The organism is Tateyamaria sp. ANG-S1, from assembly GCF_000814025.1.
Classification (GTDB): domain Bacteria; phylum Pseudomonadota; class Alphaproteobacteria; order Rhodobacterales; family Rhodobacteraceae; genus Tateyamaria.
Window position 1 is genome coordinate 580,263 of record NZ_JWLL01000006.1, and the last position, 21,073, is coordinate 601,335.

General features: G+C 59.9%; 22 protein-coding genes. 7 read left to right on the forward strand and 15 right to left on the reverse strand.

Annotated elements, in window-relative coordinates; all coding sequences use genetic code 11:
- Positions 1-57: 57 nt before the first annotated feature.
- The 4 genes from RA29_RS14145 to RA29_RS14160 are packed head-to-tail and all read left to right on the forward strand — an operon-like array spanning position 58 to position 3,762.
- Entirely contained in the window at positions 58-1,014 is a 957-nt protein-coding gene (locus RA29_RS14145; RefSeq protein WP_039686949.1) for a branched-chain amino acid ABC transporter permease, read from the forward strand.
- On the forward strand, positions 1,011-2,309 hold the full coding sequence (locus RA29_RS14150; protein WP_039686954.1) for a branched-chain amino acid ABC transporter permease: 1,299 nt from the start codon (positions 1,011-1,013) through the stop codon (positions 2,307-2,309). Before RA29_RS14145 ends, RA29_RS14150 begins: the two co-directional genes overlap by 4 nt.
- Positions 2,306-3,061, forward strand: a complete 756-nt coding sequence (locus RA29_RS14155) for an ABC transporter ATP-binding protein (RefSeq protein WP_039686956.1) — start codon at positions 2,306-2,308, stop codon at positions 3,059-3,061. Before RA29_RS14150 ends, RA29_RS14155 begins: the two co-directional genes overlap by 4 nt.
- Positions 3,058-3,762, forward strand: a complete 705-nt coding sequence (locus tag RA29_RS14160; protein WP_342666424.1) for an ABC transporter ATP-binding protein — start codon at positions 3,058-3,060, stop codon at positions 3,760-3,762. Before RA29_RS14155 ends, RA29_RS14160 begins: the two co-directional genes overlap by 4 nt.
- Positions 3,763-3,854: 92 nt before the next feature.
- Here RA29_RS14160 and RA29_RS14165 read toward each other — a convergent pair whose 3' ends face one another.
- Entirely contained in the window at positions 3,855-4,466 is a 612-nt protein-coding gene (locus RA29_RS14165; RefSeq protein WP_039686959.1) for a glutathione S-transferase family protein, read from the reverse strand.
- Between the two features lie 29 nt (positions 4,467-4,495).
- On the opposite strand from RA29_RS14165, the gene RA29_RS14170 reads away from it, so the two are divergent.
- Positions 4,496-5,752, forward strand: coding sequence for a serine hydrolase domain-containing protein (locus RA29_RS14170; RefSeq protein ID WP_241462613.1), 1,257 nt, complete (start codon positions 4,496-4,498; stop codon positions 5,750-5,752).
- A gap of 13 nt (positions 5,753-5,765) precedes the next feature.
- Complete coding sequence (locus tag RA29_RS14175; protein WP_039686961.1) at positions 5,766-6,644, forward strand: acyl-CoA thioesterase II; 879 nt, start codon at positions 5,766-5,768, stop codon at positions 6,642-6,644.
- Here RA29_RS14175 and RA29_RS14180 read toward each other — a convergent pair.
- From RA29_RS14180 to RA29_RS14240, 13 genes are all read right to left on the reverse strand, one after another.
- Positions 6,632-7,396 carry an SDR family oxidoreductase gene (locus RA29_RS14180; RefSeq protein ID WP_039686964.1) on the reverse strand — a complete coding sequence of 255 codons (765 nt, stop codon included), beginning with the start codon at positions 7,394-7,396 and terminating at the stop codon, positions 6,632-6,634. The two genes, RA29_RS14175 and RA29_RS14180, sit on opposite strands and share 13 nt — an antisense overlap.
- 209 nt (positions 7,397-7,605) lie before the next feature.
- Positions 7,606-8,295: a phosphate regulon transcriptional regulator PhoB gene (gene phoB, locus RA29_RS14185; RefSeq protein WP_039686966.1), complete on the reverse strand. Its 690-nt coding sequence runs from the start codon at positions 8,293-8,295 to the stop codon at positions 7,606-7,608.
- Positions 8,296-8,307: 12 nt separating this feature from the next.
- Positions 8,308-9,009, reverse strand: a complete 702-nt coding sequence (gene phoU / locus RA29_RS14190; protein ID WP_039686968.1) for a phosphate signaling complex protein PhoU — start codon at positions 9,007-9,009, stop codon at positions 8,308-8,310.
- A gap of 12 nt (positions 9,010-9,021) precedes the next feature.
- A complete protein-coding gene (gene pstB, locus RA29_RS14195; RefSeq protein WP_039686971.1) occupies positions 9,022-9,819 on the reverse strand; it encodes a phosphate ABC transporter ATP-binding protein PstB in 798 nt (265 codons plus the stop codon).
- 10 nt (positions 9,820-9,829) lie between these two features.
- A complete protein-coding gene (gene pstA, locus RA29_RS14200; protein WP_039686973.1) occupies positions 9,830-11,161 on the reverse strand; it encodes a phosphate ABC transporter permease PstA in 1,332 nt (443 codons plus the stop codon).
- Positions 11,161-12,633, reverse strand: coding sequence for a phosphate ABC transporter permease subunit PstC (gene pstC / locus RA29_RS14205; RefSeq protein ID WP_039686975.1), 1,473 nt, complete (start codon positions 12,631-12,633; stop codon positions 11,161-11,163). The genes pstA and pstC overlap by 1 nt, the downstream gene beginning before the upstream one ends.
- Positions 12,634-12,744: 111 nt before the next feature.
- On the reverse strand, positions 12,745-13,785 hold the full coding sequence (locus RA29_RS14210; protein ID WP_039686976.1) for a substrate-binding domain-containing protein: 1,041 nt from the start codon (positions 13,783-13,785) through the stop codon (positions 12,745-12,747).
- A 130-nt stretch (positions 13,786-13,915) separates the two neighbouring features.
- Positions 13,916-14,977: an ATP-binding protein gene (locus RA29_RS14215; protein ID WP_039686978.1), complete on the reverse strand. Its 1,062-nt coding sequence runs from the start codon at positions 14,975-14,977 to the stop codon at positions 13,916-13,918.
- Positions 14,978-14,989: 12 nt separating this feature from the next.
- A complete protein-coding gene (locus RA29_RS14220) occupies positions 14,990-16,177 on the reverse strand; it encodes an aminotransferase class I/II-fold pyridoxal phosphate-dependent enzyme (protein ID WP_039686980.1) in 1,188 nt (395 codons plus the stop codon).
- A complete protein-coding gene (locus RA29_RS14225) occupies positions 16,174-16,497 on the reverse strand; it encodes a hypothetical protein (RefSeq protein ID WP_039686981.1) in 324 nt (107 codons plus the stop codon). The genes RA29_RS14220 and RA29_RS14225 overlap by 4 nt, the downstream gene beginning before the upstream one ends.
- Positions 16,497-17,024 carry a gamma carbonic anhydrase family protein gene (locus RA29_RS14230; RefSeq protein WP_039686983.1) on the reverse strand — a complete coding sequence of 176 codons (528 nt, stop codon included), beginning with the start codon at positions 17,022-17,024 and terminating at the stop codon, positions 16,497-16,499. The genes RA29_RS14225 and RA29_RS14230 overlap by 1 nt, the downstream gene beginning before the upstream one ends.
- Positions 17,021-17,671 carry a guanylate kinase gene (gmk, locus tag RA29_RS14235; protein ID WP_039686985.1) on the reverse strand — a complete coding sequence of 217 codons (651 nt, stop codon included), beginning with the start codon at positions 17,669-17,671 and terminating at the stop codon, positions 17,021-17,023. Before gmk ends, RA29_RS14230 begins: the two co-directional genes overlap by 4 nt.
- Before the next feature lie 3 nt (positions 17,672-17,674).
- Positions 17,675-18,589 (reverse strand): YicC/YloC family endoribonuclease, encoded by a 915-nt coding sequence (locus RA29_RS14240; protein WP_039686987.1) that lies wholly within the window; start codon positions 18,587-18,589, stop codon positions 17,675-17,677.
- 228 nt (positions 18,590-18,817) lie between these two features.
- Here RA29_RS14240 and RA29_RS14245 point away from each other — a divergent pair, with 228 nt between their 5' ends.
- Positions 18,818-19,480 carry a PAS domain-containing protein gene (locus RA29_RS14245; RefSeq protein ID WP_241462614.1) on the forward strand — a complete coding sequence of 221 codons (663 nt, stop codon included), beginning with the start codon at positions 18,818-18,820 and terminating at the stop codon, positions 19,478-19,480.
- Between the two features lie 59 nt (positions 19,481-19,539).
- On the opposite strand, the gene RA29_RS14250 is transcribed toward RA29_RS14245, so the two are convergent.
- Entirely contained in the window at positions 19,540-20,913 is a 1,374-nt protein-coding gene (locus RA29_RS14250; RefSeq protein WP_039686991.1) for a 3-deoxy-7-phosphoheptulonate synthase class II, read from the reverse strand.
- Positions 20,914-21,073 lie beyond the last annotated feature (160 nt).

Genomic DNA, 21,073 nt, shown 5'->3' on the forward strand with positions numbered 1-21,073 from the left:
CTCATTCCTCAAACATGAATCGTTTCGCCGCACGGCGTCCTTTGGATCACAGCTGATATGGACCTCATTCTCGTCAATCTCATCGACGGACTTGTCACTGGCCTCCTGCTTTTCATGCTGTCGGCGGGTCTCACGCTCATCTTTTCGATGATGGGTGTACTCAATTTTGCCCATGCGAGCTTTTACATGCTGGGGGCCTATTTCGCCTTCCAGATCAGCCTTTACCTCGGCTTTTGGATGGGTCTGCTGATCGCTCCATTGGTTGTAGGCGTGCTGGGGGCAGGGGTCGAACGATATGGCCTCAGGCGGGTGCATCAATACGGTCACGTGCCCGAGCTGATCTTTACCTTCGGCCTTGCCCTGCTGATCGAAGAGCTGGTGCAGTTCATCTGGGGCAAGAACCAGATGCCCTATGCCACGCCCGAGATCCTGCAATTCACTGCCTTCTCCATCGCGGGCAATTCGATCCCGGCCTACAAAATCTTCATGATCTTCATCTCCATCGCGATCTTCATCGGGCTCTTGTATGTGCTGACGCGCACACGGGTGGGCATGATCATCCAAGCAGCGCTGACCTATCCCAAGACGGTCGAGGCTTTGGGCCACAACGTGCCGCTCATCTTCATGGGAGTGTTCGGCGTGGGCACAGCACTGGCCGGTGTTGCAGGCGTAATCGCAGGTCCGGTCTTGGGCACGTTTCCGGGCATGGCCTTCGTCCTCGGCTCCATCGTCTTTGTCACCATTGTCATCGGGGGGCTTGGCAGCCTCTGGGGGGCGCTGGTGGCCTCTCTGCTCATCGGATGGATCACGACATTCTCCAAAGCCTACAACCTGCGGATGGAGGATCTGCTCACCTGGCTCGGCTTCACCAAGCCGGAACCCATCTGGGACAGTGCGTGGCGTGACCTCTGGTCGATCACCAGCCCGCAGATTGCAGACATCCTGCCTTACATCCTGATGGTGCTGATCCTGATCTTCCGCCCCTATGGCCTGTTCGGAAAGCGTGACGCATGACAGATCAGCTGACCACCGACCCGACCAAACCTGCCCAGCGGATTGGGGCAGGGTCCCTGACCGTCCCCCTCATCCCTTGGGTACTGGCCGCGGCGCTGTTGATGGTCCTTCCGTTCATCTTCACAGCCAATTCCGCCATCACGATCATGAATCAGATGGCGATCACCATCATCTTTGCTTTGGCCTACAACATGCTTTTGGGGCAGGGCGGGATGCTAAGCTTTGGCCATGCCGTCTACGCCGGCGTCGGCGGCTTTGCCTGCGTTCACATCATGAACATGGACGACTTTTTTGCGCAGATCCCGCTGCCACTGCTACCGATCTTTGGCGGGTTGATGGGCATGGGGCTCGCGACGATCGTGGGCGCCTTTTCGACCCGTAAAGCAGGCACAGTCTTTGCCATGATCTCGCTGGGCGTGGGCGAGTTGATCGCAGCCTGTTCGGTGATCATCGTCGCCTTCTTTGGCGGGGAAGAGGGTATTTCCGGCGACCGCACCTACGGCATGCCATTCTTCGGCGTCGAGTTCCTGCAACAGATCGAGGTGTATTACCTGATTGCGGCGTGGCTGCTGATTTCGGCTGCGCTGATGTATCTCTACTCCCGCACACCGCTGGGCCGGATGGCAAATGCCGTGCGCGACAACCCAGAACGTGCAGAATTCCTTGGCTACTCTGCCCGCTGGGTGCGTTTCTTTTCCTTCGTCGCATCCGGCTTTTTCGCAGGTGTCGCGGGCGCACTCTTTGCCATCAACTACGAAATCCTGACCGAAGAGAACCTGAACACCACGCAGTCCGGGCTGATCCTTCTGGCCACCTTCCTTGGTGGCGTGGGCTTTTTCTTTGGGCCCATCCTTGGGGCCATCGTCTTCACGTTGGTCCAGACCGTGCTGAGCCTGCAAACTGAACTCTGGGCCTTTTATCTGGGCATCGTCTTTGTCGTCACAGTGATGTTTTTCCCCGGCGGGCTGGCAGGTCTCTTGATGATGCATGTGCCTGCCATGCGTCTGGGCAAGCTGGGCCGGTTGGGTGTGCCGTACCTGAAAACGCTCGGGTCAGGTGCAATCGGATGCCTCGGGGCCGCGGGACTGATCGAAATGACCTTCCATCTGCGCCATGCAAGCGCGGGCGATCACAGCATGACCCTGTTCTGGATCACATTCGACAGCCACACCATCTTGCCTTGGATCGTCGCGATCGCGGTCACCTTCGTGGGCTTGGGCATTGCGCGCCGCACAGCCCCCGCACTGGCTGAGGCATGGAACGAGGCCAACACACCTGACGGAGCCCCAAGATGACCGCCGCGCTCGAACTCGATGGGCTCAAGAAGTCCTTTGGCAAGACCGAGATCATCCGCGGCGTTGACCTGAGTATTGGCAAGGGCGAGCGGCACGCGATCATCGGGCCGAATGGCGCGGGCAAATCCACGCTGTTCAACCTGATCACGGGGCGCTTTCCGCAATCCGAAGGCCATATCCGCATGCACGGGCAGGATCTGGCGGGCAAGGCCCCGTTCCAGATCAATCGCATGGGCCTGTCGCGCAGTTTCCAGATCACCAACATCTTTCCCAAGATGTCGGTTTTTGAAAACGTGCGCTGTTCACTGCTGTGGTCGATGGGCTACCGCTATAATTTCTGGTCCATGGTGGGCCGGTCCCGGGCGTTGACCGAAGGGACGGACAGGATCCTCGACCAGATCAACTTGACCGCCCGACGTGATCTGCCCGCCGGTGTGCTTAGCTATGCCGAACAGCGCGCGCTCGAGATCGGGATCACCATTGCGGGTGGCGCGGATGTGATCATGTTGGACGAACCCACGGCCGGGATGAGCCACTCGGAAACCGATTACATTGTTGAGCTGATCCGCGCCGTGACCGAGGGCAAGACATTGATCATGGTGGAACACGACATGGGCGTTGTCTTTGGCCTCGCTGATCAGATCAGCGTGCTTGTCTATGGCGAGATCATCGCGACCGGCACACCTGAAGCCGTGCGCGCCAACCCAAAGGTGCAGGAAGCCTACCTTGGCGAAGCGATGGAGGTGCACTGATGCTCGATGTCACTGATCTGCATGCCTATTACGGCAAGTCTCACATCCTTCAGGGTGTGAACATCCAGATCGCCGAAGGGGAGATCGTCGCGTTGTTGGGCCGCAACGGGGTCGGGCGCTCGACCACCTGCAAGGCGGTGATGGGCGAGGTTGAGCCGTACGGCTCCGTCAGGTTCCGGGGGCAGGAGATTGCAGGCAAGAAGGCCTATGAGGTGGCCAATATGGGCATCGGCTACGTGCCAGAAAACCGCGATATCTTTCCCGGTCTGACAACGCGGCAGAACCTGATACTTGGTCTCAAGCCCGGCCAGAAGGATGGGGAAGGGCGCTGGTCCATGCAGGACATGTTCGACATGTTTGAAAACCTCGAACGCCGTGCAAACGTCGAAGCGTCTGTCCTGTCGGGAGGCGAACAGCAAATGCTGACCATGTGCCGCACCCTGATGGGCGATCCAGACCTCGTGATGATTGACGAGCCGACCGAGGGGTTGTCACCGCAGATGGTGCAGCGTGTTGCGCAACTGCTGCAAGAGATTGCCAAGCGCGGGATTGCGACGCTGCTGGTGGAACAGAAGCTGTCCATTGCCCTCGACATCGCGCATCGCGTCTACGTGATGGGTCACGGACAAGTGGTGTTCGAAGGCACGCCAGCCGAGCTCAAGGCGCGCGACGATGTGCGCAAGGAATGGCTGGAAGTCTAACCTTCTTCTCTTTGGAAATACGGTGGGGAGTTTGAGGGGTGAAACCCCTCATTCCTAAATATGGATCGCGTCGCCGCAAGGCGTCCTTTGGATCACAGAGCCGCAGCTTTTTCATAAGCAGGGCGGGCCGTCAGCCGTGCAACATAGGCAGAGAGATGCGGCATGTCTGACATATCAATGCCGATCCCCTTGGCAGAGATTGCCGCCGAACCTGTCATGATGTCAGCCGCTGAAAAATCCCCTGCAAGATAGTCGCGCCCCTGCAGTGCAGCATCGACCGGCACCAGCATTTGACCCATCAGCTTCGCCGCCCGTTTGGCATGCACCTCTGATCGCCGCTCCGGGGGCAAAAAGAACGTCTCCACCATATAGCTGTTCACCTGCGGCATGATCATGCCCTCGGAGTAGTGCAGCCACTGCAGATAGGCCGGGTAGTCTGCGCTGTCGGGCAGGGGGCGAAAGCGCCCGTCACCGTGCCGTGTCAGCAGGTATTCGAGGATCGCGCCGCTTTCCATGACCTGCACATCGCCATCGACAAGCACCGGCACGCGCCCCACTGGATGCACCTGCTCTCGAAAGTCTGCGCTGCGCATGGCCGGATCGCCAAGGGCGTAGGACACAAGGTCATAGCCCAACCCCATTTCTTCCAACAACCAAGCCACCCGGACCGCGCGGCTGCGCGGTGCAAAGTAAAGTTTCAGCATTCTGTCCTCCCTCAAGACAAAGGCTAGCCATGATGCTTTTGCCTTGGCAAGGCCGCACAGCCCCGTATCGTGGCGGCATGCCCTTGACCCTTGATCCCGCCCGTCTGTCTCGTATTCAAACCTGGGCCGACGGGTACGTGGGGGCGGAGAAGTTCGCGGGACTATCTGTTCTCATCCACCAGCACGGCAAGGAAGTTTTGTTCGTTCAATCCGGGGTTCGTGACCTCGACACCGGCGCGCCCTTTGATCGAGACACGGTCGCGCGCATCTATTCGATGACCAAACCCATCACCTCGTTTGTTCTGATGACATTGGTTGAGGAGGGGCGCGTGCATCTGGACGCGCCGCTATCCCGTTTCTTGCCCGCGTTCGAGGATATGCGCGCGCTTCGGTCTGGTGCTACCGACATCACGCACACAGATCCGTGCGCGACGCCGACATTGCACCAGTTGCTCACGCACCGCTCCGGTCTGAGTTATCCCTTCAATCCCGGCGTATTGCCCCAAGCGATGGAGGCGTTGGATCTTCTGTTCAAACCCACGGCTGGCACATTGGCGGAACAATGTGATCTGTTGGCAACGCTGCCGCTGGCTTTTGCGCCTGGGCAGCGCTGGGAATACTCCGTCGGGATCGACGTTATTGGCCGTGTGATTGAAGTGATTACTGACGAAACACTCGATCAGGTGTTTCGTGACCGGGTGCTAGGACCCTTGGGGATGGTCGACACGGGCTTTGCAATTCCTGACAGCGCGCTTTCACGGTTTGCCAGCCTGTACACGCCGCTGGCAGGGGACGCGATGAACCTGAACGCTTCTGCGGACGGCGATACGACCTTGCGTATGTTCGATGATGCGGCGGGCTCTCCGTTTCGGCACACGACTTGTTTCAGCGGCGGCGGCGGTCTTGTCGGCAGCATTGATGACTATATGGCCTTTGCCGAATGCTTGCGGCGGCGGGGTCAGGGGCTGATCTCACCCTCGACGGCGGACTTTATGATGTCGAACCACCTGCCCGGAGACATCGCAAGCCTTGGCCCGGCCAGCTTTGCCGAGCAACCGATGGAGGGGATGGGGTTCGGCATCGGCGGCGCCGTCGTCATCGACCCGGCGCGCAGCCGCGTGCCGTCTTCCATTGGGGATTTCAGCTGGGGCGGTATGGCGTCGACCTTTTTCTGGGTGGACCGTGTGCATGATTTCAGCGTGGTGATTTTCACGCAGCTCAGCCCGTCCTCAAGCTACCCGGCCCGGGCAGAACTCAAGGCGCTGGTGCATGGCGCATTGATGTGACAGGACAGCGCCCATGACAGATGCACATCAAACCTTGCTGGATCTGCTAGCCGTCGAGCGGCTGGAGGTCGATCTATTTCGCGGCACAGGGCAGGGGGGTGAGACCCCGACCCGCATCTTTGGCGGACAGGTGATCGGGCAAGCGCTGGCCGCAGCCTATCTCACGGTCGAAGACCGGCTGTGCCATTCGCTGCACGCCTATTTCATTCGGCCCGGTGACCCGTCGATCCCCGTCATCTATCAGGTCGACCGTGCCCGCGACGGGGGCAGTTTCACCACCCGCCGCGTGGTGGCAATCCAGCATGGGCGACAAATCCTAAACATGTCGGCCTCGTTCCACGCGGACGAGGATGGGTGGTCGCACCAGCATCCGATGCCCGAAGTCGAAGGGCCCGAGCACCTGCGCGACCGCAAGGAGTTGCGTGAAACCGTCGTCGATCGCATTCCGGAGAAGTATCACGAGGAATTCCTGCGCCCGCGTCCCATCGACATCCGCGAGGTGGCGCCGCGCGATTTCTTCACGCCAGAGCCGATGGACGACCGCAGCCATCTGTGGTTCCGCATGGCGGCTGCACGCGGCATCAGCCCGCAATTGCAGCATTGTCTGCTGGCCTATGCCTCTGACCTGAACCTGCTGGGCACAGCGCTGCGCCCGCATGGACAGACATGGTTTACGGGCCGCGTTATGGCGGCGAGCCTTGACCACGCCATGTGGTTTCACGCGCCAGCGACGTTCTGCGACTGGCATCTTTACACGATGGACAGCCCTTGGTCCGGTAAGGGCAGGGGCTTTAACCGAGGAATGATCTACGACAAGGACGGCACGCTTGTTGCTTCCGTTGCGCAGGAAGGGCTTATTCGCCCGATCACGCCCAAGGATCAGCCCGAATAGGCGCGGTTCAGCTTTTGCATCCCGGCAATCCAGCGGTCGTAGTCGGCTGTCTTGAGTTGCATGTATTTGCGCACATTGGCGTGCGGCAGAACCAGAAACGCCTCGCTGCGGATGGCATCGATACATGCATTGGCCGCGTCCGCCGGTTCAAGCATCCCGTCGATTGCGGCCACATGATCCTCGTGCCCCTCGGTCATCGCGGTGCGCACCGCCTGAGGACAAAGAACCGAAACCTTGATCCCAGCATCGCCATGTGTGATCGCCAGCCACTCGGCAAGCCCGACGGCAGCGTGTTTGGTGACGCCATAGGGCGCTGACCCGATCTGGTTCAGCAGACCTGCGGCGGAGGCCGTGTTCAACAAATACCCGCCACCGCGTTCGATCATACGTGGAACCACATGGCGCGCCGCCCAGACATGCGCCATGACATTTATGTCCCAAAGCCGCTGCCAGTCTGCATCCGGCGCGTCTGCGCCACCTTCGACCAGCACGCCCGCGTTTGAACAAAAGATGTCGATGGGACCAACGGACTGTTCGACATCCGCAATCAGATTGGCAATCTCAGCCTCGTGGGACACATCAACTGTCCTGGCTATCCCATTGATTGAGAATGCTGTTTCTTCGGCGCCATTGGCGTCGATATCCGCACAAACAACCGTGCGCGCGCCTTGGGCTGCAAAAGCGCTGCACAGCGCGCGGCCGATACCGGCTGCAGCGCCTGTGACGACGACAACCTTGTCCTTGATGTCCATTGCTGTTCCTTGAACGGCGGTACTCGTTAGGAACAACCCTAGGATGCACAGAATGATGTGCCAAGGGACGAGGGCGCTTGGACACAAACCTGACGGAACGTCATGGATGATCGACATTTGATGCAGTTGTGCCTAAACCTTATAATCCAAATTATGTAAATTATAGGAGTGACTAAAAGCATGTAGAACAGCTGCTTATAGTGCTTAACTCATCCAAGTGCGTATCCGGCGCCCCGGACCGTCCGCACCGGATCTGCACCGCCAAAATACGTCAAAGCCTTGCGCAAGCGACCGATATGCACGTCCACGGTCCGCGTATCAACGTAGATGTCGCGGCCCCAAACACGGTCCAGCAATTGCTCGCGGCTCCACACGCGCCCCGGCTTCTCCATGAACGTGCTGAGCAAACGGAACTCTGTTGGTCCAAGTTTCAACTCATCCGCACCGCGCGTCACCTTGTGGCTTTCGGCGTCCAACACGATGTCATCAAATTCAAGCCGCTGGCCCACGGTTGACGGCCGCACGCGGCGCAACTGGCTGCGCACCCGCGCCATCAACTCGATCACCGAATACGGTTTGACCACGTAGTCGTCCGCACCGGTTTCCAGCCCGCGCACCTTGTCCACTTCCTCGGAGCGTGCGGACAGCATGATGACCGGAATGCCGCGCGTCTCTGGCTTGATCTTCAGCCTGCGACACACTTCGATCCCCGACAGGTTCGGCATCATCCAGTCCAGAACGATGATGTCCGGCATGTCTTCGTCCACGAGCAAAAGCGCTTCGTCGCCGTTCTGCGCGCGGCTGACGGCAAAGCCTTCGGCCTCTAAGTTATACGCAAGCACTTCGCGTTGTGCCGGCTCATCTTCGACAACCAGAACTCGGGGCTGATCGGCGGACATTGGACTGTTCTCCTAGGCCTGAAGCGAGGTTTTGTCCGCCTTCTGGCGGTTTTCGTCGGGTGTTGTGCCGGTCACCAGATACACGACCTGTTCGGCGATGGATGTGACGTGATCGCCCATCCGTTCGATGTTCTTGGCGATGAAATGAAGGTGCATACACGCCGTGATGTTGCGCGGGTCTTCCATCATAAAGGTCAGGAATTCGCGGAAGAGCGCATTGTACATCTGGTCGACTTCGGTGTCTCGATCGATCACATCCTGTGCCAGTTCCGCATCGCGCGCCACGTACGCATCAAGGGCGTCCTTCAGCATCCGTTCAACCTCTTTCGCCATGCGGCGCAAGGCGGCGGCACTGTCGTTCACCGGCGCCATCTGGGACAGAACGCTGGTGCGCTTGCCCATGTTTTTGGCATAGTCTCCAATGCGCTCCAGGTTGGCGCTCACCTTGATCACAGACAGCACGAGCCGCAGATCGATGGCCGTAGGCGCACGCAGCGCGATAACGCGCGCGGCTTCCTCGTTGATCAGCTCTTCCAGCTCATCAATTGCCTTGTCGCCCTTACGGACCTGTTCGGCACGCTCTTCGTCGCGCGTCTCAAGGCTGATGGCGGCTTCGAGAATGGCGTTCTCGACCAGCCCGCCCATTTTCATGATCTGCGCCTGGATCGCTTCGAGGTCCCGGTCAAAGGCCGACGCAATGTGTTGGTCTTGCATATGTTCTGCTCCTTAGCCGATGCGGCCAGTGATGTAGCTTTCGGTGCGCGGATCGTTCGGGTTGGTAAAGATTTGACCCGTCTCACCATATTCCACGAGATTGCCGAGGTGGAAGAAGGCCGTCTTTTGGCTCACCCGCGCTGCCTGCTGCATGGAGTGCGTGACGATCACCACCGAATAGCTTTGACGCAACTCGTCGATCAGTTCCTCAACCTGCGCCGTTGCGATCGGGTCGAGGGCCGAGCATGGCTCGTCCATCAGCAGCACCTCAGGTTCCGTCGCCACAGCCCGCGCGATGCACAGGCGCTGCTGCTGACCACCAGACAGGCCAGTTCCAGGCGCATCGAGACGGTCCTTAACCTCGTCCCAGATCGCTCCGCGACGCAGAGATTTCTCAACCAATTCATCAAGTTCCGCCTTGTTCTTCGCAAGGCCGTGGATGCGCGGGCCGTAGGCAACATTGTCATAGATCGACTTCGGAAACGGGTTGGGCTTCTGGAACACCATCCCGACCTTGGCACGCAGCTGTACCGGATCGACCTTAGGGTCATAGATGTCTTCGCCGTCGATATGGATGTCACCGACCACGCGGCATACATCAATTGTGTCGTTCATCCGGTTGATACAACGTAGAAAAGTCGACTTGCCACAGCCCGACGGTCCAATGAACGCGGTCACTGTCTTGTCTTCGATCTCGACATCCACGTCCTTGATCGCGTGATTGTCCCCATAATAGACCTGCACGCCCTTGGCCGCGATCTTGACGTCGTTTTGCTGCACGTCTCTCTCCACAATTCTCATGTCGTTCATGGGCTTGCCCCTACCAGCGGCGTTCGAACCGGCGCCGCAGGATCACGGCGATGGTGTTCATGGTGACCAGGAACAAGAGCAGCACAATGATGCCGCCCCAGGCCTTTTCGGTAAAGACCGCGTCGGAACGCGCGGCCCAGTTGTAGATCTGCGCAGGCACGGCCGAGTTCGGTTCAAGGAACCCTTCGAGGAACGTGTCCGGATAGCGCGCCACGAAACCGACCATCCCGATCAGCAGCAATGGTGCGGTTTCCCCCAACGCCTGGGCCAGACCGATGATGGTGCCGGTCAGGATACCGGGCGCGGCCAGCGGCAGCACATGGTGGAACACGGCCTGCATTTTTGAGGCCCCTACCCCAAGTGCCGCATCCCGGATCGACGGCGGCACCGCCTTGAGCGATGCGCGGGTCGAGATGATGATCGTCGGCAATGTCATCAGCGTCAGCACCAGCCCACCAACCAGCGGCGCGGATTGCGGCAGATGCGCAAACTGAATGAACACAGCAAGGCCCAGGATACCGAACACGATGGACGGCACGGCAGCAAGGTTTGCGATGTTGATCTCGATGAAGTCGGTAAAACGGTTCTTGGGTGCAAATTCCTCAAGGTAGATGGATGCCGCCACACCAATGGGCAGGCTCAGGACCAGCACCACCAGCATCATGAAGAACGAGCCCAAAACCGAGGCGCCGATCCCTGCGCCACCGGGGTTGTCCACGCCAGTGTCGACGCCCGTGATGAAGTTCCAGTTGAACACCTGTTTGATCAGACCAGCCTCTTTCATGGCGTCGATCAGATCGAAATCTTCGGGCATGAAGAAGCGGTTGCCGCCTTGCAAGTCTTCGCGGGTAAAGGTGCCTTTCAGATACCGGTCCACGCGCGAGGACGCAGCCAGCTCAAATTCAATCTCTTCCCCGATCTGATCCGGGTTGTCGCGAAAATGCGAACGCAGATCGCCACCGACCTTGCCCAGAAGGCGCTCAACAGCGTCTTCATCGAACTTGATCTGCACACCTTCGGCCTGCATCGTGTTCGACAGCGATGTGATGAAGTAATTGGTGTAGATCGCAGTCTTCAGCATCGCCTCTTCGGCTTCGTCATGCTGTTCTTGCGTCAGGGTAAAGGGCACTTCGACCACAGCCTGGCGGAAGGCGGGCAGCCCTGCGCTGAGGATTGCGGCCAACAGGGCCAACAAGAAGAACAATCCAGTGCAAATGGCGGCGATGCCGTAGGCGCGGAACCGGCGCTCGGATGCGTTGCGTTTCTTGGTGCGCGCGTCTTCCTGCGTCAGTGATCTGGGCGCACGCGCGTTGTCTGGGGAGTTGAGGCTTGCGTCAGTCATTACTCGTATTGCTCCCGATATTTGCGCACGATGTAGAGGGCGAGAACGTTCAACCCGAGCGTCATGATGAACAGCGTCATGCCGAGGGCGAAGGCCACCAGCGCCTCGGGCGAGGCGAAGTCGCTGTCGCCGGTCAATTGCGATACAATCTTGGCGGTTACGGTCGTCATGGCCTCAAACGGGTTGAGGCTGAGCCGGGCCGCGGCCCCTGCCCCAAGCACAACGATCATCGTCTCGCCAATCGCGCGGCTGGCGGCCAGAAGAACAGCGCCCACAATGCCGGGCAAGGCGGCTGGCAGCACCACCTGCTTGATGGTTTCGGACTTCGTTGCGCCTAGGCCATAGGATCCGTCGCGCATCGCCTGTGGCACAGCGTTGATGATGTCATCAGACAGCGAACTGACAAACGGGATCAACATGATGCCCATCGCCAATCCGGCCGTCAGAACAGCGCGTTGCCCCTGCATCCAACCCAGACCGTCATTGCCAAAGACCGACAACAGGATCGGCCCGATGGTGAGAAGCGCAAACAGGCCGTAGACGATGGTCGGGATGCCGGCGAGCACCTCCAGCAGCGGCTTGGCGATGCTGCGCATCCTGGGACCTGCATATTCCGATAGGTAGATCGCCGCAAAGAGCCCGATAGGCACAGCGACGAGCAGAGCCACGAACGAGATGTAAAGCGTGCCCCAAAGAAGCGGGATGATCCCGAGGCTCGAAGCCCCGCCGCGACCCGAGAAGCTGGGCGCCCATTCCAGCAGGAAAAAGAATTCGGAGGCTGGGTACAGCCGGAAAAACTCGACCGTGTTGAAGATCAGAGACAGCACAATTCCAACCGTCGTCAGGATCGCGACAGAGGCTGCGGCGATCAGCAGTGCCAGCACGCCCTGTTCCACAGTGTTTCGCGCGCGAAAGGTTTTCTGCCCCTCGCTCGCGCCCCAAACCGCCCCTGCGAGCGCCACGATCAGCACCGCAATTGTCATCAGCAGGTTCGATGTTCCGCTGAGCGCGCGATAGGCTTGCGCGGCTTCCAGAACAGGCTGTGTGATCTGGCCCGTCACCACCTGCCCAGCATCGCGCAGGATCTGCGTCAGTTCGGCGACATCCGATTGACCGTTTCGTGCGGCATCATTGTCCAGCAAACCCGCCGCAACGGCGTTCTCAAGACCATCGGCGGTCCGGCGCACTTCTGCCATCACCAGCCCAATGTTCGACCCTTCGGCAATTCCGGCCTCGGGGATCATCTGGGCGATGCGGTTGTCGATGAACAGCGGTTGCGCCAGCAGCCACAAAACCATCAGGCCAAATGCAGGCACGATCGATTTCATCAGGGCGTTTGAGCCATAATAGATCGGCAGCGAGTGCAGGTTACGGCTGTCGCCATCCGCACTGGCCAGCGCGCGACGGCGTCCCAGAACGAACCCGACAACCGAGATCGCCAGAACGATCAGCGTGAGCCAGATGACAGGCATATGTCCCCCAAAGTGCGAGGCGCGCGTCTCAGGCGGCCTTGAAAGCAGAAAACCGGGCGACATAGGCGCCGCCCGATTGTGTGTTTTGGCATGAGATGATCCGTACTCAGATCAGGAACCGCTGCCCATGGTCTGTTCTTCGGCTATCATGGCTTGCGTTTCCGCCAGCTCAGGGTCGGACACGAGGCCATAGGCGGCCAACGGACCGTCAGGACCTGCCAGAGCGTCCGAGACGAAGAATTCTGCGAATTCCTTGAGGCCAGGGATCACGCCGATATGCGCCTTCTTGATGTAGAAGTAGAGCGGACGTGACACGGGGTACTCACCGGCTGCGATGGTTGCGGTGGTCGGCTCAACACCCGACATGGTCGCCACTTTCAGCTTGTCGGTGTTGTTTTCGTAGAAGGCCAGACCAAACACACCGATGGCGTTAGCATTGGCGTCGATCGAGGCCAGCGTTTCGGTGTAGTCACCGTCGATGTCGACCGAACGGCTGTCGGTGCGAACGCTCAGGCAGGCATCTTCGGCGTCATCCTCGGACATGCCGCCCGCGATCATTGCTTCCATCGCGCCTGTGGCTTCGCAGCCTGCCGCAATCACCTTTTCCTCGAACACTTCACGTGTGCCGTGCTTGGTGCCGGGGATGAAGGCCAGGATGTCCGCTGCAGGCAGGTCGGCGTTGAAGTCGGACCATTGCGTGTGCGGGTTGTCGACCAGCGCGCCATCGACCATCACCTGGGGTGCCAGCGCGTTGAAGATGTCGGAGGGTGTGAAGGCCGTGAATTCGGGGCCTGCGATCTGGCTGGCGAACACGATGCCGTCATAGCCGATGCGCACTTCGATGATGTCGGTCACTCCGGCTTCGGCACAGGCCTTGATTTCCTTGTCACGGATCGCACGCGAAGCATTCGCGATGTCGGTGTGCTGGGTGCCAACGCCCTGGCAGAAGCGCTTGAGGCCAGCCGAGGAGCCACCTGATTCCACAACCGGTGTCGGGAAGTCGGAGTTGTCGCCGAAGAGTTCCGCAACGATGGATGCGTACGGAAGAACGGTGGACGACCCGGCAACTTGAACCTGGTCACGCGCCACAGCGGCAGTTGCAGCCATGGCCGAAAGGGCCAGCGCCGATGTGGTGAGTTTCACGAAGGACATGAATGTCTCCTGTCTGAACATTTCTCTTGATCCCCCCTATGGGAACCTTGCCGCCCATCTAGGGACCGTGCGCAATGCTTTTGTGACAGATACGTAACAGTTTTATGACAGGCCGCAGAATGCCCTGACGTCAGCGCAAATTTTCCTGCATCGGCAGAACGACGGTAAATGTCGCGCCCTCTCCCAGAGTGCTTTCCACGCGCAACCGCCCACGGTGCCGGTTGATGATGTGCTTGACGATGGCAAGGCCGAGCCCCGTGCCGCCAAGCGCGCGACTGCGGTGATCATCGGCCCGGTAAAAACGTTCGGTGATGCGTGGCAGGTGGACCGGGTCGATGCCCGGTCCATAGTCCACGATCTGCACCCGTACACCGGGCGCGCGCAGCGCAGGTTCGCGCGCGCTGGTGGTGACACGCACCGTCACACGCCCGCCAGTGCCGCCATATTTGATCGCGTTTTCAATGAGGTTGGTGAACACCTGCTTCAGCTGATCTGCGTCGGCCATGATGTGCACCGGATCGCCGTTGAACTCCCGTTCGAACGTGACACCTGCCTCTTCGGCTAACGACCTTAGGGTGCGCAATGTCGAATCCAGGATGTCATTCAACACCACAGCCTCGGTCGGGCGCACACGCTCGTCGCCTTCGACCCGGTTGAGCGACATCAGATCACCCACAAGCCTGTTCATGCGCTCGGCTTCGTCCTGCATGATGTTCAGGAACCTCTCGGCCGCCGCGGGATCGTTGCGGGCGGGGCCGCGCAACGTCTCGATGAAGCCCATCAGGGCCGTCAACGGTGTCCGCAATTCGTGGCTGACATTGGCCACAAAATCGCGCCGCATCTGGCTGGCCTGTTCCACATGGGTGATGTCCTCGAACACCAGCACGACCGCCCCTGCCGCATTGCGGCCCATACCGGGGACCGCTCGCACACTCACGCGGAACGTTGTATCCTGTGCGCCGTCATTGCCCAGATAGCTGGTGCCGCGCGGCTGCCCGTCCTGCAAGGTGGCCTCGATCGCGTCCAGCAGCGCGGGTTGGCGCAGCATTGTGACGTAGTTCCGGTCAAGGGCCTGTTGCCCGATCAGCGTCAGCGCCTCAGCATTGGCCGCAATGATGCGTTCGGTGCCGTCAATGGCGAGTGTCGGCAGCGGAAATGCCGACAGCAGCGCGTCCAGAACATCATTTCCCATTGGCCTGCTCCTTCAACCGGACGCTGCCTCGACCGCGCGGCTGAATACCTCGCACAGTGTCGTGGGGTCTTCGAGACCGACAGAGACGCGGAAGAACCCTTCGGACATGCCCAGCTCCGCCCGCTGCTCCGATGTCAACGCGCGGTGAGAGGATGACGCCGGGTGTGATATGGTCGTGCCCACGTCCCCAAGCGTCGGTGCGAAATTCAATCCTTCGGCCCCACGGGCAAAGGCATTCGCCGCCGCGCGCCCGCCGTCGATTTCAAAGCTGACCATGTTGCAATACTGGCCCTTCAGCAGCGCCTCGGCCCGCCCGTGATCGGGATGATCCCGTCGCGCCGGATAGATGACGCGCTTGACCCCTGGCAGATCGGCCAAGTGTTCGGCCAGCACAGCAGCCGTTGCCTGTGCCCGGTCATAGCGCAGATCGAAGCTGAGCAGCCCGCGTTCGGCCAGCCAACAGTCGAACGGGCTGGGCGTCATGCCTGCGGTCACGGTGAACACGCGCAAGCGGTCGTTGACCTCTTTGTCCTTGGCCGCAACGTAACCCAGCATAACGTCGGAGTGCCCTGACAGAAGCTTTGTCAGCGAATGGATCACGATGTCCGCCCCATGATCGAACGCCTTGAACGCGCGCGGCGTGGTAAAGGTGTTGTCGATGACGAAGAAAACCCCGGCTTCCTTGGCCAGCGCGGATAGCCCCAGCACATCGGCGACGCGCAAGGTCGGGTTGGAGACGACTTCGACCAGGATCATCTTGGTTTCAGGCCGCAATGCAGCCCGCACAGCCTCGACATCACCGGGATCGACCATTGAGGTTTCGATCCCCAGTCGCGGCAGATCCTCAGCCATCATCCGCAGGCTGCGTCCGTAAAGCTGGTTCCCACCAATGACGTGGTCCCCGGACTTAAGCAGGCCGAGAAGAACAGCAGACACGGCGCCCATACCTGATGAGGTCAACACACCCAGATGCGGCGCATCTTCCATGCGGTCGATGGCTTTGGCGACGACATCTGCATTTGGGTGCCCTTCCCGGCTGTACGTGTAGCCATGCAGATCACCGTCATACTGCGCATCCAGCATGTCAGGCGTGTCCGAAGCGTAAACAACCGACGGGCTGAGCGGTGTGACCACTGGGCGCGAGGCACTTTCGGGCAAGGGCGTGGGACGCGTGAGCGACCCCTTGGTGTTCGAGGTCATTCCAGGAACTCCGTATGATATGTCTGGGAACTGAAGGTGATGTCGACGCTCAACCAGCAAGGCCGCGGCAAATGGGCCGAGATCACGTCGACCAATTCCTTCTGCAACGCGGCGGTGAACGCCGCGCCACGGTGCGGTTTGGCCAGCAGTGCAACGGACGCCTTCATGTGCGTATGCAAAAACGCGACCGCGGGATAGGCGCGGCCTTTGGTCTGTCCTGCTCCGTCGTCGTGGCGCAGAATGCAGGCCTCGACTTCGGCCAGAATAGCCTTGGCGTCGATGTTCAGGTCACCGGAATAGCTGAGGTCGCAATGCGGCATCAGCCCGTAACCTCGACCATTGTGTCGCGGAACCTGCGCATGTTTTCCTGGTAGTGCAGCGCCGAGGCGCGCAGCCCCTGAATGGCCTGTTCGTTCAGTTCGCGCACGACTTTGCCGGGCACGCCCATCACAAGCGACCCATCCGGGATTTCCTTGCCCTCTGTGATCAGCGCCCCTGCCCCGATCAGGCAGTTCTTGCCGATCTTGGCACCGTTCAGAACTGTGGCCCCCATACCAATCAGGCTGTTTTCACCAATCGTGCAGCCATGCAGCATGACCTTGTGTCCGATGGTGCAGCCGGGCCCGATGGTCAGTGGAAAACCGGCATCGATGTGCATCACGCAGTTTTCCTGCACGTTGGTGCCTGCGCCAATGCGTATATCCTCGTGATCGGCACGGATGGTACAGCCAAACCAGACACTCGCCGCCTCTTCCAAGATGACCTTGCCGATCAGGTTGGCATCGGGTGCAACCCATGTATCATCTGCGATCTGCGGGCGGTCATCGCCAAGTGCGTACAGGGTCATGCCAACTCCTCGAACTCGGATTGCAGGTCACGCACGTGGTCGGTCAGCTGTGGCTGCTGCTGGCGCCGAAGCCGCGTCGCGCTGATGATAGTTTTCAACTGGTTTTCGGTCGCGTCCAGATCATCGTTGACCAAAACGTAGTCATATCCGCCCCAATGGCTGATCTCGTCCCAGCTTTTCTGCATCCGGCGCGAGATTGTATCCGCGTCGTCCTGTGCGCGGGTTTCTAGCCTGCGACGCAGTTCGGCAATGGAGGGCGGCAGGATGAAGATCGACAGCGTATGCTGCCCAAGGGCCGAATTGGTGATCTGCTGTGCCCCTTGCCAGTCGATGTCAAAAAGCACATCGCACCCCCGGTTGATCGCCTCTTCGACTGGACCCTTGGGGGAGCCGTAGAAATTTCCGAACACATGGGCATGTTCCAGCATCTCGCCTGCGGCCACATCGCTTTTGAATTCCGCCTCGGTGACGAAGCGGTAGTGTTCACCATCCACCTCACCGGGCCGCGGTTTGCGCGTTGTCGCGGACACCGAAAACCCAAGGTCGGGATCCCAGTCACGCAAACGGCGTGCCAGGGTGCTTTTGCCGGCTCCGGATGGTGAGCTGAGGATGATCAAAAGACCACGTCGGGTCAGCGTTTCGGTCATCTGCTATTCCACGTTCTGAACTTGTTCGCGCATTTGGTCGATCAGCGCCTTCAAAGCCAACCCTACTGCGGTCAAATCCGTGCTTTGCGCCTTGGAGCAGAGCGTGTTGGCCTCGCGGTTGAACTCCTGCATGAGGAAATCAAGCTTGCGTCCGACCGGTCCGCCATCATTCAGCAGCGCATGTGCGGCCTGCACATGGGTTTGCAAGCGGTCAATTTCTTCGGTGACGTCGGCTTTGACTGCGATCAGCGCGAGTTCCTGCGCCACCCGGTCCGCATCGGCCCCGTCGGAGTTGTCCAGAACGCGCGCAAGATTCCGCTTCAGCGCAGCCGCCATGTCGTCCTGGCGCGCAGCCGCCAGCGTCGCAGCCTGTGCGGTCAGCGCCTGGACGTCCGACAATTGACCCAGAAGAACCTCGCGCAGCGCGGCCCCTTCGCTGGCGCGCATCTCATCAAAGGCATCCAGCAGTGTCGGGACCTCTGCCAGCAGTGCGGCGCGCAGGGGGGCTGGGTCGTCTTGAGCCGGTCCGGCATCCATGACGCCCCGCATCGCAGCGATATCGATGGCGCGCGATGGCTCCAGCGCCAGTCCCTGCTCTTTCGCTTCTGCTTCGATCTCGAGAAGGGTCGCGATCACCGCGCGCATCGTGTCAGTGTTCAGGGCCAGACCGGTCGCCGCATCATCGCGGGTGATGCGCAAGGACAGAGTGACGTTGCCGCGCTTGGCACGTGCCGAAACCAACGGGCGCAACGCCGCTTCAAGCCCGTCAATCCAATCGGGCACCCGCAAACGCAAATCCATGCCCTTGCCGTTGACACTTCGAATGTCCCACGCCCAGCGAAACGGCTGTGACGCGCCGGTCAGAGCTGCAAACCCGGTCATCGACCGCACGGTAGCATCTTGGCGTTTTTTCGTCATGTCCAAGCGTTTAGGGGGAAGTGCGTGGCTGGGCAAGCCATCAGACATATACCCGCGGGAACAGACTGCGGTTCATCAACAGTGGTTAACCAATCGTTAGCTTTCTGCGCGCGAAGCCCCTCAAATTTGATATGTTTTGCATCAGAGGCGCCTGAACAGGCCCGGATGCAGTAGTGAGAGTATGTACCGATGGACAAATCAAAGCTGAACCCGCACAATGTGTTGGCTATGACAGAGTTTCGTGCAGAAATTGGTTTTTCCGCGATTTCGCAGGTGGAGGCCTATTGGGAGGGCCTGCGCGGTGCACGGCTGATGCCAAAGCGGTCGGAAATTGACCCGCGTGGGATCGAGTCTGCTCTGGAATACACTTTTGTCCTTGAACGGATTGCACCGGGCATGGCGCGTATCCGCATTGCGGGCAGCCACCTGGGTGATTTGATGGGGATGGAAGTGCGTGGAATGCCGCTGACATCACTGATCACCCCGCCCTGCCGCCGGCAGATTGCGGACGCTATCGAAGATGTGTGCCAACGCCCAGCCGTTTGCGAGCTGCGGATGAGCGCCGAGACAACGGTTTCAAAGCCGCATATGGAAGCAAGGCTGCTTCTTTTGCCGCTCAAGAGCGATTTGGGCGATGTAAGCCGTATCCTTGGCTGCATGGTCGCAAATGGAGAGATCGGCCACACGCCGCGGCGCTTCAATGTCGTCGGCGCGCGTATCAGGCCCATTTCGGCGCCATCAACTGCGCCCGCACCGGTCAAACCGACAGTCCAACAGGAAGCACAACGCGCCAAGGTCGATGGCTTTGCCGAAAGCCAGAAGAGTTTTGAAACGACGACACCGCGGTCGGATGTTCCGTACTTGCGTTTGGTCAAGTCGGACGACCGCTGATCCAAACCTCTTTTTGAGACAAACGCGCCGAACCGAAAGGTCCGGCGCGTTTGCGTTTGTCAGCTTGCCGCGCGCGCCTTGGCGCGGGTGGACCGCAGTTGGGACAACTCCTCGGCCACCAGGAACGCGAGTTCCAGCGACTGCGAGGCATTCAGGCGCGGATCACACGCCGTGTGGTAGCGGTCGCTCAGGTCCTCTTCGGTTACGGCGCGCACGCCGCCGGTGCATTCGGTGACGTCCTGTCCCGTCATCTCGAAATGCACACCGCCGGGGACTGTGCCCTCGGCCGCATGGACGCCGAAGAATTCGCGCACTTCGCGCAGGACCGAGTCAAATGGCCGGGTCTTGTAGCCGGTCGACGACTTGATCGTGTTGCCGTGCATCGCGTCGCACACCCAGACAACATTCGCGCCCTCTTCCTGAACCGCCTTGATCAAGCGTGGCAGATGTTCGCCCACCGATCCGGCACCAAAGCGTGCGATCAGTGTCAGGCGACCTGCCTCGTTTTCCGGGTTCAGTTTCGCCATCAGAACCTTGAGGTCTTCTGTCGTCATGCTTGGACCGCATTTGAGACCGATGGGGTTCTGCACACCACGCGCGAATTCTACATGTGCGCCATCGGGCTGGCGCGTGCGGTCACCGATCCAGATCATGTGACCCGAGCCCGCCAGCCATTTGCCGCTGGTCGAGTCGATGCGCGTCAGCGCTTCCTCGTATTCCAAAAGCAGGGATTCATGGCTTGTGTAGAACTCCACGGACGAAAACTCGTGCGTGGTGTCGGCATCAATGCCAGCCGCGGCCATGAAGTCGATCGTGTCCTGAATGCGTGTTGCGATCTCGCGATACTTCTCGGTCCCTTGCCCGTCTGCAAAGCCAAGCGTCCAGGAATGCACCATGTTCATGTCGGCGAAACCGCCGGTCGAGAACGCGCGCAGCAGGTTCAGGGTCGCGGCGGCCTGGGTGTAGGCTTGCAGCATCTTCTGCGGGTTGGGAATGCGCGCCTCGGACGTGAAGGCGAGTTCGTTGATGATGTCACCGCGGTAGCTGGGAAGTTCCACGCCGTCCACAACCTCGGTCGGGGCCGAGCGCGGCTTGGCAAACTGACCGGCCATGCGGCCCAGTTTGATCACCGGCACTTTGGCGCCGTAGGTCAGTACCATTGCCATTTGCAGCATGACCTTGAAGGTGTCACGGATGCTGTCGGCGCTGAACTGGTCAAACGCTTCAGCACAATCGCCACCTTGCAACAAAAAGGCGTTGCCACGGGATGCATCGGCGAGATGAGCCTTTAGCCGCCGCGCCTCGCCTGCAAAAACCAGCGGAGGATACTTGGAAAGCTGCGCCTCAACCGCGTTCAGTGCCGCAGTGTCGGTATAATCGGGCATCTGGATCCGGGGCTTGGCGCGCCAGTCAGATTTCGTCCAATCGCTCATCTTCTCTCTCTCCGCAATAAGCTGTTAGCGGTCACGTGACCGTAGGCCTCTATACAAAAGGTATCTAACGGACACCATATCACAATTGCAGCCTCTTGACGTAGCGTTTGGCCCGTGATCAGGCTGGCAAAACATCCGGGCGGCTCACACCCGGCAACGA

Bases quoted from the DNA above. Each gene is read 5' to 3' on its own strand.
- RA29_RS14145 (WP_039686949.1), top strand. From the start codon at position 58: ATGGACCTCATTCTCGTCAATCTCATCGACGGACTTGTCACTGGCCTC.
- RA29_RS14150 (WP_039686954.1), top strand. From the start codon at position 1,011: ATGACAGATCAGCTGACCACCGACCCGACCAAACCTGCCCAGCGGATT.
- RA29_RS14155 (WP_039686956.1), top strand. From the start codon at position 2,306: ATGACCGCCGCGCTCGAACTCGATGGGCTCAAGAAGTCCTTTGGCAAG.
- RA29_RS14165 (WP_039686959.1), bottom strand. From the start codon at position 4,466: ATGCTGAAACTTTACTTTGCACCGCGCAGCCGCGCGGTCCGGGTGGCT.
- RA29_RS14170 (WP_241462613.1), top strand. From the start codon at position 4,496: ATGATGCTTTTGCCTTGGCAAGGCCGCACAGCCCCGTATCGTGGCGGC.
- RA29_RS14175 (WP_039686961.1), top strand. From the start codon at position 5,766: ATGACAGATGCACATCAAACCTTGCTGGATCTGCTAGCCGTCGAGCGG.
- RA29_RS14180 (WP_039686964.1), bottom strand. From the start codon at position 7,396: ATGGACATCAAGGACAAGGTTGTCGTCGTCACAGGCGCTGCAGCCGGT.
- phoB (WP_039686966.1), bottom strand. From the start codon at position 8,295: ATGTCCGCCGATCAGCCCCGAGTTCTGGTTGTCGAAGATGAGCCGGCA.
- phoU (WP_039686968.1), bottom strand. From the start codon at position 9,009: ATGCAAGACCAACACATTGCGTCGGCCTTTGACCGGGACCTCGAAGCG.
- pstB (WP_039686971.1), bottom strand. From the start codon at position 9,819: ATGAACGACATGAGAATTGTGGAGAGAGACGTGCAGCAAAACGACGTC.
- pstA (WP_039686973.1), bottom strand. From the start codon at position 11,161: ATGACTGACGCAAGCCTCAACTCCCCAGACAACGCGCGTGCGCCCAGA.
- pstC (WP_039686975.1), bottom strand. From the start codon at position 12,633: ATGCCTGTCATCTGGCTCACGCTGATCGTTCTGGCGATCTCGGTTGTC.
- RA29_RS14210 (WP_039686976.1), bottom strand. From the start codon at position 13,785: ATGTCCTTCGTGAAACTCACCACATCGGCGCTGGCCCTTTCGGCCATG.
- RA29_RS14215 (WP_039686978.1), bottom strand. From the start codon at position 14,977: ATGGGAAATGATGTTCTGGACGCGCTGCTGTCGGCATTTCCGCTGCCG.
- RA29_RS14220 (WP_039686980.1), bottom strand. From the start codon at position 16,177: ATGACCTCGAACACCAAGGGGTCGCTCACGCGTCCCACGCCCTTGCCC.
- RA29_RS14225 (WP_039686981.1), bottom strand. From the start codon at position 16,497: ATGCCGCATTGCGACCTCAGCTATTCCGGTGACCTGAACATCGACGCC.
- RA29_RS14230 (WP_039686983.1), bottom strand. From the start codon at position 17,024: ATGACCCTGTACGCACTTGGCGATGACCGCCCGCAGATCGCAGATGAT.
- gmk (WP_039686985.1), bottom strand. From the start codon at position 17,671: ATGACCGAAACGCTGACCCGACGTGGTCTTTTGATCATCCTCAGCTCA.
- RA29_RS14240 (WP_039686987.1), bottom strand. From the start codon at position 18,589: ATGACGAAAAAACGCCAAGATGCTACCGTGCGGTCGATGACCGGGTTT.
- RA29_RS14245 (WP_241462614.1), top strand. From the start codon at position 18,818: ATGACAGAGTTTCGTGCAGAAATTGGTTTTTCCGCGATTTCGCAGGTG.
- RA29_RS14250 (WP_039686991.1), bottom strand. From the start codon at position 20,913: ATGAGCGATTGGACGAAATCTGACTGGCGCGCCAAGCCCCGGATCCAG.